The 14386-nt window shown below is 69.7% G+C and carries 15 protein-coding genes and 2 pseudogenes; 4 read left to right on the top strand and 13 right to left on the bottom strand.

Features of this window, described 5'->3' with window-relative positions; all coding sequences use genetic code 11:
- Positions 1-2 precede the first annotated feature (2 nt).
- From DPM13_RS24750 to DPM13_RS03200, 3 genes and pseudogenes are all read left to right on the top strand, one after another.
- On the top strand, positions 3-734 hold the full coding sequence (locus DPM13_RS24750) for a coproporphyrinogen III oxidase (RefSeq protein WP_397245554.1): 732 nt from the start codon (positions 3-5) through the stop codon (positions 732-734).
- Positions 710-859: pseudogene (locus DPM13_RS24745) on the top strand (coproporphyrinogen III oxidase); the annotation flags it as partial. The gene DPM13_RS24750 and the pseudogene DPM13_RS24745, both read left to right, overlap by 25 nt.
- Positions 856-1410, top strand: coding sequence for a histidine phosphatase family protein (locus tag DPM13_RS03200; RefSeq protein ID WP_223252310.1), 555 nt, complete (start codon positions 856-858; stop codon positions 1408-1410). The pseudogene DPM13_RS24745 and the gene DPM13_RS03200, both read left to right, overlap by 4 nt.
- Here DPM13_RS03200 and DPM13_RS25675 read toward each other — a convergent pair.
- From DPM13_RS25675 to DPM13_RS03180, 6 genes are all read right to left on the bottom strand, one after another.
- Positions 1395-1547 carry a hypothetical protein gene (locus DPM13_RS25675; RefSeq protein WP_317616431.1) on the bottom strand — a complete coding sequence of 51 codons (153 nt, stop codon included), beginning with the start codon at positions 1545-1547 and terminating at the stop codon, positions 1395-1397. The genes DPM13_RS03200 and DPM13_RS25675 overlap by 16 nt on opposite strands.
- A 102-nt stretch (positions 1548-1649) precedes the next feature.
- Entirely contained in the window at positions 1650-1952 is a 303-nt protein-coding gene (locus tag DPM13_RS25670; protein WP_317616430.1) for a maltose acetyltransferase domain-containing protein, read from the bottom strand.
- A 14-nt stretch (positions 1953-1966) separates the two neighbouring features.
- Positions 1967-2326 carry an SUF system Fe-S cluster assembly protein gene (locus DPM13_RS03190; RefSeq protein ID WP_028717949.1) on the bottom strand — a complete coding sequence of 120 codons (360 nt, stop codon included), beginning with the start codon at positions 2324-2326 and terminating at the stop codon, positions 1967-1969.
- A gap of 90 nt (positions 2327-2416) precedes the next feature.
- Complete coding sequence (locus tag DPM13_RS22020) at positions 2417-2536, bottom strand: MipA/OmpV family protein (protein WP_262983240.1); 120 nt, start codon at positions 2534-2536, stop codon at positions 2417-2419.
- Positions 2537-2752: 216 nt separating this feature from the next.
- Positions 2753-3148, bottom strand: a complete 396-nt coding sequence (locus tag DPM13_RS22015) for a MipA/OmpV family protein (protein WP_223252309.1) — start codon at positions 3146-3148, stop codon at positions 2753-2755.
- A 97-nt stretch (positions 3149-3245) separates the two neighbouring features.
- Positions 3246-5093, bottom strand: a complete 1848-nt coding sequence (locus tag DPM13_RS03180; protein ID WP_112887455.1) for an ABC-F family ATP-binding cassette domain-containing protein — start codon at positions 5091-5093, stop codon at positions 3246-3248.
- 171 nt (positions 5094-5264) lie between these two features.
- Here DPM13_RS03180 and ndk point away from each other — a divergent pair.
- Positions 5265-5687: pseudogene (ndk, locus tag DPM13_RS03175) on the top strand (nucleoside-diphosphate kinase).
- A 145-nt stretch (positions 5688-5832) separates the two neighbouring features.
- Here ndk and efeO (DPM13_RS03170) read toward each other — a convergent pair.
- From efeO (DPM13_RS03170) to DPM13_RS03140, 7 genes are all read right to left on the bottom strand, one after another.
- Positions 5833-6657, bottom strand: a complete 825-nt coding sequence (gene efeO, locus DPM13_RS03170) for an iron uptake system protein EfeO (protein WP_028717945.1) — start codon at positions 6655-6657, stop codon at positions 5833-5835.
- A gap of 2 nt (positions 6658-6659) precedes the next feature.
- The gene (gene efeB, locus DPM13_RS03165; RefSeq protein ID WP_112887454.1) at positions 6660-7988 is read right to left on the bottom strand and encodes an iron uptake transporter deferrochelatase/peroxidase subunit; all 1329 of its coding nucleotides are present in this window, start codon (positions 7986-7988) and stop codon (positions 6660-6662) included.
- A gap of 89 nt (positions 7989-8077) precedes the next feature.
- Positions 8078-9133, bottom strand: a complete 1056-nt coding sequence (gene efeO, locus DPM13_RS03160; RefSeq protein ID WP_112887453.1) for an iron uptake system protein EfeO — start codon at positions 9131-9133, stop codon at positions 8078-8080.
- The gene (efeU, locus tag DPM13_RS03155; RefSeq protein ID WP_028717943.1) at positions 9130-9969 is read right to left on the bottom strand and encodes an iron uptake transporter permease EfeU; all 840 of its coding nucleotides are present in this window, start codon (positions 9967-9969) and stop codon (positions 9130-9132) included. Before efeU ends, efeO (DPM13_RS03160) begins: the two co-directional genes overlap by 4 nt.
- Before the next feature lie 154 nt (positions 9970-10123).
- Positions 10124-11098: a glutathione S-transferase family protein gene (locus tag DPM13_RS03150; RefSeq protein WP_112887452.1), complete on the bottom strand. Its 975-nt coding sequence runs from the start codon at positions 11096-11098 to the stop codon at positions 10124-10126.
- A gap of 60 nt (positions 11099-11158) precedes the next feature.
- Positions 11159-13105 (bottom strand): MacB family efflux pump subunit, encoded by a 1947-nt coding sequence (locus DPM13_RS03145; protein WP_223252308.1) that lies wholly within the window; start codon positions 13103-13105, stop codon positions 11159-11161.
- Position 13106: 1 nt separating this feature from the next.
- Positions 13107-14297: an efflux RND transporter periplasmic adaptor subunit gene (locus tag DPM13_RS03140; RefSeq protein WP_112887451.1), complete on the bottom strand. Its 1191-nt coding sequence runs from the start codon at positions 14295-14297 to the stop codon at positions 13107-13109.
- Positions 14298-14386 lie beyond the last annotated feature (89 nt).

Raw genomic sequence — 14386 nt, 5'->3', positions numbered from 1 at the left:
AGATGCAGGCAGAGCGGGACGAGGCGGCGGCATGGTTCAGGACACTGCGCGACCGCATCGTGGCCGCCTTCGAGGGGCTCGAGGATGCCGGCCCCGGCCCGGCCGCCCCCGGCCGGTTCGAGCTGCGCGAGACGCGGCGCGGCGCCGATGGCGGCGGCGGCATCATGTCGGTGATGCGCGGCGGGCGCGTGTTCGAGAAGGTGGGCGTGAACTGGTCGGCCGTCCATGGCGAACTGGCCCCCGCGGCGCAGACGGCGATGGCCGCGCGCGGCGTGCCCGGCGTGGCCGAGGACCCGCGCTTCTGGGCTTCGGGGATCAGCCTCGTCGCGCATATGCAGAACCCGCACGTCCCGGCGGTCCACATGAACACCCGCATGTTTTGGACCCCTTCCGCCTGGTGGTTCGGCGGCGGCGCCGACCTGAACCCCTGCCTGGAATACCAGGGGGATACGGCCCATTTCCACGCCGCGCTGCGCGGCGCCTGCGATGCGCACGGGGCCGATTACTACGACCGCTTCAAGGCCTGGGCGGACGAATATTTCTTCATCCCGCACCGGGGCCGGGCGCGCGGCGATCCCGCCCTTCCTCTGGCTGTCCATCCTGGGACAGCGCGGAGCGACGCGGGCAGGGGGCGCCGGCACCAGGGCCGTGGGCTAGGCGCTCTCGCCTGCCTTCCTGCCGCTGCGATGCGCCGGCGCAGGCCTGCGGCGCGGCCGAGCGCGAGGCGCAGCTGATCCATCGCGGGCTCTATGCGGAATACAACCTCGTCTACGACCGCGGCACCAAGTTCGGCCTGGCCACCGGCCACGACCCCGAAGCCGTGCTGATGAGCCTGCCGCCCGTGGCGAAATGGCCATGATTCCCGAACTGTATCTGCTGCGCCATGGCGAGACGGAATGGAACGTGCATGGCCGCCTGCAGGGCCGGCTGGATTCGCCGCTGACCGAACGCGGGCAGGAGCAGGCCCGCAGACAGGCCGAATTGCTGGCGGCGCTGCCGCCGATGGCCGCCTGGGCCAGCCCGGCGGGGCGGGCGGTGGCGACCGCGCGCATCGCGCTGGCCGGGCGGCCCTTTCGCCAGGACTGGCGGCTGGTGGAAATCGACCTTGGCCCGCAGAACGGGGCGACGCTGGCGGACCTGCGCCAGGCGCATCCGCAGGCGTTCACCGCTGGGGGGATCGGCTGGTACGACCGCCTGCCGGGGGCCGAGGGATTTGCCGCGCTGCGCGCCCGCGTCGCGGCTTTCCTGGCCGAGCTTGAACAGCCGGCGGTCATCGTGACGCATGGCATCACGCTGCACATGATCCGACTGGTGGCGATGGACCTGCCGCTTGCGGCGCTAGGACGGCTGCCGGTGGTCCAGGGCGCGCTGCACCATGTCCACCAGGGGCGGCATCAGGTGATTTCCTGAACCGCCCGTTCCGCGTTCTGGCTGCTGCGCACGGTGCGGGCGGTGCTGCCCGCCACGGTGGCGCCCGGCGGCACGTCGCGGGTGACGACCGCGCCCGCGCCGACGATCGCGCCCGCGCCGATGGTCACGCCCGGCACGATGAAGGCGCCGCCGCCGATCCAGACATCGTCGCCGATCCTGATCGGGCGACCCCACCTGGCCCTTGGAGCGGCGGGCGACATCGCGCGGCCGATCCTCGGTCAGCAGCTGCACGGCGGTGCCGAACTGGCAGCGCGCGCCGATGCGGATTTCGCAGATGTCCATGAAAAAGCAGCCGTAGTTGACGAAGCAACCGGGCCCGAAATGGATGTTCTTGCCGTAATCGACGTGAAAGGGCGCCGGCACTCGACGCCGTTCCAGCTGCCCAGCAGCTGCGTCAGGGTGCGGGCGCGGGTCTTGTCGCCGATGATCGTGGCGTTGTAGTCGCGCATCAATCCCTGGGCCACGCGGCGCAGGGCAACCAGTTCGCCATCGCCGGGGTCATAGGGCCGCCCGGCCAGCATGTCCTCGCGCGCGCTCAAATGAACCCCAATTCAAGGCGGGCTTCCTCGGACATCATGTCCATGCCCCATTGCGGCTGGAAGGTCATCTCGACATCGACCTGGCCGACACCGGGAATGGCGCCCACGGCATCGGCGACCCAGCCCGGCATCTCGCCCGCGACGGGACAGCCGGGGGCGGTCAGCGTCATGACGATGCGGACGGCGTTGGCCTGGTCGATGGCGATGGTATAGATCAGCCCCAGATCAAAGATGTTGACCGGAATCTCGGGGTCATAGACCGTCCGGCACGCTTCGACGACGCTGTCGTAAAGCGGATGCTCGGTCGTCGAAGGGGCGATGAGGGGGTCGCCCTCCTGCAAGTTCTCGGGGGTCATGCACCGCGTCCTGTAAATGTCCTGCGACTATATAGGACCGGGGGGCGCTGGGGTCCAGCCCGCAGGGCCGGAAGGCCCGGCGCCCGCCCGTCAGAAGCGGAAATTCAGATGCCGCGCGACGCCGATGCTGAAGGTCGGCTGGTTGCGTTCGTGCACGATGGGCGAATCGGCCGCGTCGCCCAGCAGGCGGCTGTAGGTGAAGCGGCCCATCAGCAACGTGTCGGGCAGGAATTCATAGCGCGCCTCGACCGACAGGCGCGCGGCATGATGCCGCCGCCGGCGTCATAGGGCGCATAGCCCTGGACAGCGATCGCCCTCGCTGACGCGAATAGCTGCGGTGACCGCATTGCCGAAGCGAACCGGCCGCCGTGGTCAGGGTCAGCTTGTCCTGCGGCTGGTTGCGGAACCGCGCGCCCAGTTCGCCGGTCACGCCGTGGTGCCCGCCCAGGCCCTTGCGCACCGCGCCATAGCCGGCACGCCGCCCATGACATAGTTCAGCCGCACGCCCAGTTCGCCCGCCGCGCTGATGTCGTCCATGCCCGTCAGGTCGTCGTGGTCGCCGGCGTCGCGCTTGCCGTGGTAGTCCAGCGACGGCAGGATCGAGAGGCCCTGCTTTTCGCCGGTGGCGTCGTTGATCTGGCCGTTGCGCAGGATGATCCAAGGCGAGGTGCCATAGTCGTCCGCGCCCATGTAATCGGGCCCGAACGTCGCGCCGATGCCCCCGTCGAAGGACAGCGACCGAATCTCGCCCAGCGACTGCGCCCCGGCCCCGGTGGCAAGGCTGGCAAGCGTCACGGCTGCAAGGGCAAGGGGTCTGAGCATGGCGAATCCCGTCTGTTTGGGCGACCCTTGGACCAAAGCGGCCGGCCGGGCAAGCGTCATCGGGCGCGCTGCGGGCGAAAAGCGCGAACTGTTGCCTTTACGCGCGCTCGGCCGCCTCCAGCCGCTCCAGCGCCTCCATCCACAGGCTTTCGGCGCGCAGCATCGCCTCGGATGCCTCGGCGTGCTTGCGGCCGAAGGCTTCGGCCTTTTGCGCGTCGTCATAGGTCGCAGGATCGGCCATGATGGCGTCGAGCTTTTCCAGCATGGCCGACAGCTTCTCGACCCGCTCCTCGGCGCGGCGGGCCTCGGCGCGCAGTTCCAGGATCTGGTCGCGCGAGGGGCGCTTCACCACCGGCTTTTCGGGCTTTGGCGGCGCGGGCTTTTCCTCGCCCGCAAGCAGCATCCGGCGGTAATCGTCCAGGTCGCCCTGCCAGGGGCTGACGCCGCCCTGATCGACCAGCCACAGCCGGTCGGCGACCAGGTTCAGCAGGTGCATGTCATGGCTGACCAGCACCACCGCGCCGGTATAGTCGTTCAGCGCCTCGGTCAGCGCCTCGCGCGATTCGATGTCCAGGTGGTTCGTCGGCTCGTCCAGGATCAGCAGGTGCGGCGCGTCGATCGTGGCCAGCAGCAGCGACAGCCGCGCCTTTTGCCCGCCGGAAAGCTGGCGCACCTTCGTCTCGGCTTGCGCCTCCATCAGGCCAAAGCCGGCCAGGCGCGCGCGCAGCCGGGGCGGCGCCTCGTCCGGGCGCAGGCGGCGGACATGGGCCAGGGGCGTCTCGTCGAGTTCCAGCTCATCGACCTGATGCTGGGCGAAATAGCCGATGCGCAGCTTGCCGGATCGGGCGATCCGGCCCTCCATCGGTTCCAGCCGGTCGGCCAGCAGCTTCGACAGCGTCGATTTGCCCTGGCCGTTGCGGCCCAGCAGCGCGATGCGGTCGTCCTGGTCGATGCGCAGGTTCAGCCGGTGCAGCACCACCCGGTCGCCATAGCCGACCGAGACCCCGTCCAGCGAGACGATGGGCGGCGACAGCTGGTCGGGCTGCGGAAAGGTAAAGCGGTGGAACTTGGCTTCCTCGGGGGCGGTGATCGGCTCCATTTTCGCCAGCATCTTGACGCGGGCCTGCGCCTGCACGGCCTTGCTGGCCTTGGCGCGGAAACGATCGACGAAGCTTTGCAGATGCGCGCGCCGCGCCTCCTGCTTCTTGGCCTCGGCGGCCTGCAGCGCGCGCTTTTCGGCGCGGGTGCGCGCGAAGGTGTCGTAGCCGCCCGAATAGAGCACCAGCTTGCGGTTTTCGAGGTGCAGGATATGGCCCACGGCGCGATTGAGCAGGTCGCGGTCGTGGCTGATGACGATGACGGTATGCGGATAGCGCTGCAGATAGCTTTCCAGCCAGAGCGCGCCTTCCAGGTCCAGGTAGTTCGTCGGCTCGTCGAGCAGCAAGAGGTCGGGCTGCGAGAAGAGCACTCCCGCCAGCGCGACGCGCATGCGCCAGCCGCCGGAATAGTCGCTGGTCGGCCGCGCCTGATCCTCGGTCGAAAAGCCCAGGCCGCGCAGGATGGTCGCGGCGCGGGCCTCGGCCGACCAGGCGTCGATGTCCGCAAGGCGCGTCTGGATGTCCGCGATGCGGTGGGCGTCGGTCGCATGGGCGGATTCCGCCAGCAGGGCCGCGCGCTCCTCATCCGCGGCCAGCACGGTGTCGAGGACGCTCAGCGCGGTGCCCGGCGCCTCTTGCGCGACGCCGCCGATGCGGGCGCGGGGCGGCAGGTCGATCGTGCCGCCATCAAGCCCAAGCTCGCCCCGGATCAGCTTGAAGAGCGTCGTCTTGCCGGCGCCGTTCGAGCCGACAAGGCCGACCTTGTGGCCATCGGGGATGGTGGCGCTGGCCTGTTCGAACAGGGGCCGGCCGGCGATGGAATAGGATATGTCGTCGATGCGCAGCATGGCCCCCGCATGGACGAAGCGGGGGCGGGCGTCAATCCTGTGTCATGGCATGAGACCGGGCGCGGGGCCCGTGCGCGCGGGGGTTGGGCCCGGCTTTTCAAGCGCGGCGGCCCGTGCTAACCGGGCGCGGATTTCCGCGCCATCGCGGCCGGAACAGCAAAGGACACCGACATGGCCACCGAACGCACGCTTTCCATCATCAAGCCCGACGCCACCAAGCGCAACCTGACCGGCAAGATCAACGCCAAGTTCGAGGAAGCCGGCCTGCGCATCGTCGCGCAGAAACGCATCCGCCTGACGCTGGACCAGGCCGGCCAGTTCTAGTCGAGCACAAGGAACGCCCCTTCTATGGCGAACTGACCAGAGTTCATGACCTCGGAGCCGGTCGTGGTGCAGGTGCTGGAGGGCGAAGGCGCCATCGCGAAGAACCGCGAAGTCATGGGCGCGACCAATCCCGCCAATGCCGACGAGGGCACCATCCGCAAGGAATTCGCCCTGTCGGTCGGCGAGAACTCGGTCCACGGCTCGGACAGCCCCGAGGCCGCGGCGCGCGAGATCGCCTTCTTCTTCTCGGGTCTTGAACTGGTCGGCTGATCGGTTCGCCTGGATCCTCAAGGGGCGTCCGTCGAAAGGCGGGCGCCCTTTTTCATGGGCCGGGCGCCCGTCGCGCGCGTCGCATGGGTATTTGGACAACAAGGAAGGCGCGGGCGATCCGTCGGGGCGTCGCCCGCGCGGGGCGTCAGCCGAGGCCCAGCTTGCCGCGCAGGGTGGCCAGATCCTCGGCCAGGGTGTTGACCTTGGCGGAGAGGAGGTTGCGGTCCTGGTCGGTCAGCTTTTCATAGGAGACGTAGCCTTCGCCGTCCTGGTATTTCACCAGCACCTCGTCGACCGCCTTGAAGTTGCCGTCGACCTTGGCGACGAAGTCGGCGTCCTGCTTTTCGACCAGAGGCCGCAGGAGGTCGAAGATCTTGCGCGAGCCTTCGAAGTTCGCGTCGAAATCCCACAGGTCGGTGCGGGAATAGCGGTCTTCCTCGCCCGAGATCTTGGTGGCGGCGACTTCCTCCATCAGCGCGGCGGCCCCGCCGACGACGACTTCGGGCGGGAAGGTCAGGGCGTTGATGCGGTCGTTCAGCGCGGTCACGTCGGCCATCAGCCGGTCGGCGTATTCGCCCAGACCGTCGGTCGAGCCCTGGCTCCACAGCCCGTATTCGATGCGGTGAAAGCCGGTGAAGGCGGGGTCCTGTTCGGCTTTTTCGTAATCGTCGGCGCGGGCGTCGATCGAGACGTCGAGATCCGAGAAGAGTTCGGCGATGGGTTCGATCTTTTCATAGCTGGTGCGGGTGGGCGCGAAGAGCGCCTTGGCCTTGTCCAGCTCGCCCGCCTTGATCGCCTGGGTGAAGGCGGTCGTGTCCTCGACCAGCTTGGCGGTGTTTTCGGCCACGTACAGCTTGTAGTCCGACAGCGGCCCCACGAGGTCCAGCGAGGGGTCGGCGGCCCCCGCCATGCCCGCCCAGCCGCCAAGGGCCAGGGCCAGCGCCGTGGTTTTCAGGTAAGTTCCGGTCATCGTCACGCTCCATCCATGTCGATTGATGCTTTGGCTGGGCGGGCGCCGGCCTGCCTGGCTGCCTTGATAAGGCCCGATCCGAGGTAATCCCCCGGACCTGCCACGCCCGGCGGGGCAAAGAAATAGCCCCCGCCGATCGGCTTGATGTATTCCTCGAGCGGCTCGCCGTTCAGGCGGTTCTGCACGGCGATGAAGCCCTGTTCCAGGTCGGCCTGCCAGGAGATGAAGATCAGCCCCTGGTCGAGCTGGCCGTTCGGCAGCGCGCCGCGCGTATAGTTGAAGGGGCGGCGCAGCATCAGGTTGCGCTGGCTGTCCGGGGTGCGCGGGTTCGCCAGCCGGATGTGGCTGTCGAGCCGCGTCCGTTCGCCCGAGGGATCGGCGGCATAGTCGGGCAGGTCGTGTTCGCTGGCCCCGGGCCCCCCGTCCAGCGGGGCGCCGCTGTCCTTGACCCGGCCGAAGATGCGTTCCTGTTCGCGCAGGGGCGTGCGGTCCCAGCGCTCGACCAGGTTGCGGATGATGCGCACCGCCTGGTAGCTGCCGCCGTGGGTCCAGGCGGGTTCGTCCGCCGCATGGGTCCAGACGATGCGCGCCATGGCCGCCGCGTCGGTGGAATCGGGATTGGCCGAGCCGTCGCGAAAGCCCAGGAAGTTGCGCGCGCTGGGGGTGGAGCCGTCCGGCCCCGGCGGCACCGGCGGCACCGAGCCCTCGATCATCCACCGCAGGACCAGGTATTGCGACATCGACTTCACGATGTCGCGCAGCGCGTGGATGTTGCTGTCCTGTAGGTTGGCGCAGAATTGCAGCGCGATGTCGCCGTGGCACCATTCCGCGTCCAGCGCGTCGTTCGGAAACCGGGTCATGCGTTGCAGCCGCGCGGGTTGCAGCGCCGCCAGCTCCGGCCGGGCCTGAAAGAAGCTGGTGCCAAGCCCAAGGGTGATGGTCTGGCTGTCGGGCGCGACGACCGGGCCCAGCAGGCCGGAATCGGCCGGGGGCAGGCCGGGGTCGCGCTGGGGTACCGGCCCGCCCTGGGTCAGGAAGGCCGCGCGCTGGGTCAGCAGGCGCAGCATCGCCTCGACCTCGTCGAGCGAGGAGGCCACCACGTCGAAGGCCGCGACCAGCCCGGCCGCGGGGCGCGGCGTCACGATGCCGGCCTGGTGGGGGCCGAAGAAGGGCACCGAGCGCGCGGCCTCGGCGGCGTGGCCGGGGGGTGCGTCCTCGACATTGGGGCGGGGCGGGGCCTCGGCCAGCGCGCGCGACGACATCAGGCCGATGCCCCCCAGGCCCAGGGCCATCAGCAGGCGGCGGCGGTCGGGTGCGGGCGGCGCGGTCATGTCAGTTCATCCCTATCACGGGCGCCAGCCGGTCCAGCGTGTCGGCGAGCCGGGTGAAGTCCTGGCCAGGGCCTGGCGCTGATCGTCGGTCACCTCGGACCAGGGGCGGGCTTGCAGGCGGCGACGTCGTCGCGTGCGCGCTGCAGGTCGGCGGCGATCCGGGCATCAAGCGCGGGGTCGACGCCCGCCACCACCGGGCTTAGCAGCGCGGTCAGCTTGCCGATCCCGTCGAGGCTGGCGGCAAGCTCGGCCGCGTCGGTCCCGGCATAGGCGTTCTCGCCCTGCGGCAGATGCGCCTGGGCGATCTGGCGCGCCATGGCGCCGGGCAGGGCGGTCAGCAGCGCGGGATCGGGCGGGGTTTCGCGCAGCCGTGCCGCCAGCGTGCCCAGGTCGGCCACCAGCCGTTCCGCCACCGGCGCAAGGCCCGCGGTGCTGCCTTGGTCCCAAAGCCCGTATTCGATGCGGTGAAAGCCGGTAAAGCCCGGGTCGCCTTCGCGGCCGGCCAGATAGGCGGCGCGCGGGTCGATGGCGTTTTCCAAGTCCGACAGGCGATAGGCCAGCGGCTCGACCCGGCGATAGGGCAGGCGGGCGGCTTCCCAGGCCGCGCGCGCGCCATCCAGATCGTCGCGCGCGATGGCGTCCTGCAGGGCCTGCGCGGCCTTGACGGCGGCATTGCCCTGCATGGCCAGATAGACCCGGTATTCCGACAGCGGGCCCAGGAACTTGCGCAGCGTCACCTCGGACGCCGCGGCGCTGGCCTCGTCCGAGGCGGTGACGGTCAGCGTCCCGCGCGGGTTCGACAGCAGGCCGCAGGTCATCTCGTACTGGCCGGGGGACAGCGCGACCTCCAGCATGGCGCTGAAACCGGGGGCGATGTTTTCGCGCTCGGCCACGACCATGACGCCGGACAGGATCTCCCATTCGATGGGGCGGTCGCCGTCGTTCACGATCTGGAAGCTGCGCCGGCCGCCCGGCACGGTGATCTGGTTCGGGCGGCAGGCGGCGGCGTCCACCGTGACCAGCTGGTCCGCCGTCGTTTCGGGGCGGCGCTGCGAGGCGGCCCAGAAGGCGGCGGCCCCCGCGACGGCCAGCACCGCGGCGCCCAGGACGGCGGCGCCCAGCCAGCGTGACGGCGCCCGGGTCATTTGCGCACCATCGCGGCAGCCTGCGGCGCGGGCGTCGCGGGGCGCAGGAACAGCGTCAGCGTCACCGCCAGGAACCCGGCCCAGGCGATGAATTCGCCCAGCGATGGCGCCTCGCGATAACCCAGCATCCCCGACAGCACGGTGCCGAGCGGGCTGGATTCGGGCAGGCTGCGACCCAGGTCCCAGACCGGCGCCAGCAGAATGTTCCACAGCCCCGCCTCGTGCAGCGCGCGGATCGAGCCGGCGAAGAGGCCCGCGGCGACGAAGATCACGAAGATGCCGGTCCAGCGGAAAAAGCGCCTCAGGTCCAGCCGGAGCGCGCCGGCATAGATGCCCCAGCCGGCGCCGGCCGCCACCAGCAGCCCCAGCGCGGCCCCGATCGGGGCGCTGGCGTCCCGGCTTTGCTGAAAGATCGCCAGCAGGAAGAAGACCGCCTCCAGCCCTTCGCGCGCGACGGCCAGAAAGACCATGCCGATCAGCCCCCAGGCGCCCGCGCGGCCGCGCGGAGCCAGGGCCTGGTCGACCGAGGCGTGCAGCTCTGCCCGGATCGAGCGCGCCGCGCGCTTCATCCAGAAGACCATGCCCACCAGCACGGCGACGGCGACAAACCCGATCAGCGCCTCGAACAGCTCCTGCATGCGTTGCGGGAATTGCGCCTGCGCGAGCTGCAGGCCGGCCCCGGCGAACAGCGCAAGCGCCACGGCCAGGAACACGCCGACCCAGATCGCGGGCAGCCATTCGCCCCGCCCGGTCTGGCGCAGGTATCCGGCGATGATGCCGACGATCAGGGCGGCTTCCAGCCCCTCGCGCAGCATGATCAGAAACGGTGCAAGCATCGGCCCCCCCCAGCAATGTCGTGGTGCGGTCGGGCGTCAGACGTCAGACGGGCATCGCGGCAGCCGGCCGCCCCGGCCGGCAAGGCTAGTCATGGCCAGTTGTATCAGGATTTGTCAATCCTTAGAAAAAGACTGTGCCTTGGCGCGGGCAGGATCATCCCCTCCCGTGCGGCTCGTCCCAGTCGATCACCGGGTTGATCGGGATGATGCGGTGCGGATTGATGGTCGCGTGGCTGTAGTGATAGTGCCGCACGATATGGTCGAAGTTCACCGTTTCGGCCACGCCCGGCCATTGGTAAAGCTCGCGCGTCCAGGCCCAGAGGTTCGGATATTCGCGCAACCATGCCCGATTGCACTTGAAATGCGTGTGATAGACGAGATCGAAGCGGACCATGGTGGTGAACAGGCGCCAGTCGGCCTCGGTGATGCGCGCGCCGGTCAGATAGCGGTTTTCGCGCAGCAGGCCTTCCAGCCAGTCGAGCGCGTCGAACAGCGGGTGCACCGCCTCGTCATAGGCGGCCTGGCTGGTGGCGAAGCCGGCCTTGTAGACGCCGTTGTTCACCGCGTCATAGACCTTGGCGTTGATCGCGTCGATCCGTTCCAGCGCGTCGCCGGGGCAATAGTCGTCGCGGTTCCCGGTCAGCCCGTCGAAGGCCGAATTGAACATGCGGATGATCTCGGCGCTTTCGTTGCTGACGATGGTGCCGCGATGCTTGTCCCACAGGACCGGCACCGTGACCCGCCCCGAGGCGTCGGGATCGGCCCGGAGGTAGAGGTCGCGCAGGAACGGCAGGCCGAACAGCCGGTCGCCGGTGGCCGCGGGAAAGTCGGTCGAAAAGGTCCAGCCATCCGACAGCATGTCGGGGTGGACCACGGAGACGTCGATATGGTCCGAAAGGCCCTTCAGCGCGCGAAAGATCAGCGTGCGATGCGCCCAGGGACAGGCCAGCGAGACGTAAAGGTGATAGCGCCCGCTTTCCGCCGCGAAGCCGCCCTGGCCCGAGGGGCCGGGGCTGCCGTCGGGCGTCACCCAGTTCCGCCAGGCGGTGGTCGTGCGCTGGAACCGCCCGCCGGTGCTTTCGGTGTCGTACCATTCGTCGTGCCAGACGCCGTCGACCAACTGTCCCATGCCTTGCCCTCCTGCTGCCCTGGTCCCAAGCATGACCGGGCCCGGCGGCAGGGGCAACCGCTACTCGCGGCTTAGCGCCACCACCGGGTCCAGCCGGGCCGCCGCCCGCGCGGGCAGGAAGCCGAAGGTGATGCCGATCAGCGTCGAGCTGAAAAAGGCGACCAGGATCGACAGGGTCGAAAAGCTCAGCCGCATGCTGTCCGACAGCCAGCCGATCAGCGCCCCGGCTCCCAGCGCGGCGGCGATGCCCAGGACGCCGCCGACCAGGCAGACCAGCACCGCCTCGGTCAGGAACTGGTTGACGATGTCCGTGCGCCGCGCGCCGACCGCGATCCTGACGCCGATCTCGCGCGTGCGCTCGGTCACGGACACCAGCATGATGTTCATGACCCCGATGCCCCCCACGATCAGCGAGATCAGCGCGATCATCGCGACCAGAACGGTCAGCGTCCGCGTGGTCGAGGTCAGCGTCTGCCGGATCGTGTCGCTGTTCGACAGGAAGAAGTCGCGCGTGCCGTGGCGGGCCAGCAGCAGGGCGTCGATCTCGGCCTGGGCGGTCTGCATGTCGTAATCGTCCGCGACCTGCACGCCGATGCTGTTGAGATGGCTTTGCCCCGTCACCCGCGCCATCGAGGTGGTGTAGGGGATGAAGACGTTCAGGTTGTCGGGGCCGAAGGTCGCGCCGCTGGCCTCGACCACGCCGATGACGCGGACCGGCACGCGGCCCAGCATCAGCACCTGGCCCAGCGGGTCGCTGCCGGGAAAGAAGGTGTCGCGCGTGTCACCGTCGATCACCGCGACTTGGGCGATCTGGGCGATGTCGCGCGCGTCGAACACGTCGCCCGCCACCGTCCTGTAGGCGTGGACCTGGAAATAGTCGCCGCTGACCCCGTTGATCTGGGCCGATGCCTCGGTGTTGCCGTGGATCACGGTGGCCGAGCTTTGCACGGCGGGCGACACGCCCCGGGCATAGGGCTGGACCGCGATCATCGCCGCGTCCGAGGGCACCAGCGTGCGGATGCGCCCCGATCCGGGCCGGCCAAAGCCCAGGCCCGCCCGCACGGTGATGGTGTTGGTCCCCAGCGTGCTGATGTCCTGCAAGACCTTTTCCTGGCTGCCGGTCCCCAGCGCCACCACCAGCACGACCGAGGCGATGCCGATGATGATGCCCAGCATGGTCAGAAAGCTGCGCATGCGGTGCGCGGCCATGGCCTTCAGCGCCATGCGCAGCGTCTCGGCCCCCCGGCGCAGGGCGGCGGCGGGGCCCGACTGCGGCCGGGGCGCCGGGGCGGGGCGGGGCGGCGCCGCCGCCGGGGGCGTGCCGCCGCTGTCGCGCAGGATGCGGCCGTCGCTGATCTCGATCACGCGATGGGCGTGGGCGGCAACGGCGGGGTCGTGCGTCACCATGACGATGGTGTGGCCGCGCGCGTTCAGGTCCAGCAGCAGCTGGATCAGGTCGGCGCCGCTCTTGCTGTCCAGCGCGCCGGTCGGTTCGTCGGCCAGGATGACCTCGCCGCCGTTCATCAGCGCCCGCGCGACCGAGACGCGCTGCTGCTGGCCGCCCGACAGCTCGCTCGGGCGGTGGTCCAGCCGGCTGTCCAGCCCCAGTTGCGTCAGCAGGTCGACCGCGCGGGCCCGCCTGCGTCCGCCCGCGACCCCGGCATAGACGGCCGGCACCTCGACGTTCTCGGCCGCGTCCATCCGGCAAAAGCTGGTAGCGCTGGAAGATGAAGCCGAAATGGTCGCGCCGCAGCCGCGCCAGGTCGTCCGGCGCCAGCCGGCCCACGTCCTGCCCGTCGAACGGTAGCGTCCCGAACTGGGCCGGTCCAGGCAGCCCAGGATGTTCATCAGCGTCGACTTGCCCGACCCGGAGCTGCCGATGATCGCGACCATCTCGCCGGGCCAGATGTCGATGTCCACGTCGCGCAGCACGGTGATCGTCTCGTCCCCCGCCTGAAAGCTGCGGGTGATGCCGCGGGCCGAGATCAGAGGCTTCAGCGCGCCCATGTCAGAACCCCATCGGCGGGCCCATCCGCCGGCCGCCGCTTCGCCCGCTGGCGCCCGTGCCCGTGCCGCCCGTGCCCGTGCCGCTGGCGATCGCGACGCCGCCGGTCACGACCTGTTCGCCCTCGCTCAGGCCCGAGCGGATCTCGGCCCAGACCTTGTCGTTCAGCCCGACCTCGACCCGGCGGGTTTCGATGGTGCCCGTGGCGGGGTTCCAGACCTGGACGGATTGCCCCTGCAGGGCCGCTGCCGGCACCCGCAGCACGTCCTGCGCCCGGTCCAGCGTGATCGTCACCTGCGTCGTCATGCCGATGCGCAGGACATGGCCGGGGTTCTCGACCTCGAGAAGGCCGTTGTAATAGATCGCGCTGTCGGTCGAGATGGTGTCCGATGTCTTGATCTCGCTTGGCGCGGGCTCGATGCCGCGCAGGGTCGCCTGAAACGCCCGGTCGGGCTCGCCCAGGATGGTGAAGCTGACCTCTTGGCCTGGCTTCACGCGCACCACATCGGCTTCGGAGATCTCGGCCTTGACCAGCATCCGGTCCAGCTTGGCAAGCTTCACGATGGTCGGCGCGCTCTGGATCGAGTTGATGGTCTGGCCCGCCTCGACCACGACGGCGACCACGGTGCCGTCGGTCGGCGCGGTGATGCGGGTGCGCTCCAGGCTGATCTTGGCGGTCGACAGGCTGACCTCGGCGCGCGCCTTCTGGGCCTCCAGCGCCTCGAGCTCGGCCACGGCCACATCGACCTCGGCCGTCGCCGTCTCGACCGTCTCGCGCGAGGAATAGTTGCTGGTGCCCAGCTTCTTCTGCCGATCCAGCACCTGGCGGGCGCGGGTCAGGCCGGCGGTCTTGGCGGCGATCTGGGCCTCGATGTTGGCCAGGTCCGCCTCGGCCTGGCGCACCTCGTTCTGCTGGTCCAGGCTGTCCATCTGGGCGATCAGGTCGCCCTCGCGGACCTCCTGGCCCAGGGTCACGGGCAGCGTCTCGATCCGGCCCGAGGCGCGGGCGCCGACGCTGACCAGCTGGCTCGCCTCGATCTGGCCCGAGGCCAGGACCGTCACGGTCACATCGCCGCGGGTGACTTCGGCCGTCGCCGGGCGCTGCATCGTCTCGCCCTGCGCGCCCCTGAACCACCAGCCCCCCGCCAGAAGCAGCATCAGGGCAATCAGAACAAGAATGGTTCGCGGTCGCATGGGCACTCACTTTGTCGTCCCGCCCGCTTTAGGCGATCGAACCCAAACGACAGGTAAACGGTGCTGCCCTGTCGGAACGGAAAAGGGGC

It is taken from the genome of Paracoccus mutanolyticus (assembly GCF_003285265.1).
GTDB classification, from domain to species: Bacteria; Pseudomonadota; Alphaproteobacteria; order Rhodobacterales; family Rhodobacteraceae; genus Paracoccus; species Paracoccus yeei.
This window is presented reverse-complemented; position numbering and strand designations above follow the sequence as displayed.

What these genes read in the sequence shown, in the direction of transcription:
- DPM13_RS03190 (WP_028717949.1), bottom strand. Translation starts at nt 2,326, where the DNA reads ATGACCCCCGAGAACTTGCAGGAGGGCGACCCCCTCATCGCCCCTTCG.
- DPM13_RS03200 (WP_223252310.1), top strand. Translation starts at nt 856, where the DNA reads ATGATTCCCGAACTGTATCTGCTGCGCCATGGCGAGACGGAATGGAAC.
- DPM13_RS03180 (WP_112887455.1), bottom strand. Translation starts at nt 5,093, where the DNA reads ATGCTGCGCATCGACGACATATCCTATTCCATCGCCGGCCGGCCCCTG.
- DPM13_RS03140 (WP_112887451.1), bottom strand. Translation starts at nt 14,297, where the DNA reads ATGCGACCGCGAACCATTCTTGTTCTGATTGCCCTGATGCTGCTTCTG.
- efeB (WP_112887454.1), bottom strand. Translation starts at nt 7,988, where the DNA reads ATGACCGCGCCGCCCGCACCCGACCGCCGCCGCCTGCTGATGGCCCTG.
- efeO (WP_112887453.1), bottom strand. Translation starts at nt 9,133, where the DNA reads ATGACCCGGGCGCCGTCACGCTGGCTGGGCGCCGCCGTCCTGGGCGCC.
- DPM13_RS24750 (WP_397245554.1), top strand. Translation starts at nt 3, where the DNA reads ATGCAGGCAGAGCGGGACGAGGCGGCGGCATGGTTCAGGACACTGCGC.
- DPM13_RS03145 (WP_223252308.1), bottom strand. Translation starts at nt 13,105, where the DNA reads ATGGGCGCGCTGAAGCCTCTGATCTCGGCCCGCGGCATCACCCGCAGC.
- DPM13_RS03150 (WP_112887452.1), bottom strand. Translation starts at nt 11,098, where the DNA reads ATGGGACAGTTGGTCGACGGCGTCTGGCACGACGAATGGTACGACACC.
- DPM13_RS22020 (WP_262983240.1), bottom strand. Translation starts at nt 2,536, where the DNA reads ATGGGCCGCTTCACCTACAGCCGCCTGCTGGGCGACGCGGCCGATTCG.
- efeU (WP_028717943.1), bottom strand. Translation starts at nt 9,969, where the DNA reads ATGCTTGCACCGTTTCTGATCATGCTGCGCGAGGGGCTGGAAGCCGCC.
- DPM13_RS25670 (WP_317616430.1), bottom strand. Translation starts at nt 1,952, where the DNA reads ATGCTGGCCGGGCGGCCCTATGACCCCGGCGATGGCGAACTGGTTGCC.
- DPM13_RS22015 (WP_223252309.1), bottom strand. Translation starts at nt 3,148, where the DNA reads ATGCTCAGACCCCTTGCCCTTGCAGCCGTGACGCTTGCCAGCCTTGCC.
- efeO (WP_028717945.1), bottom strand. Translation starts at nt 6,657, where the DNA reads ATGACCGGAACTTACCTGAAAACCACGGCGCTGGCCCTGGCCCTTGGC.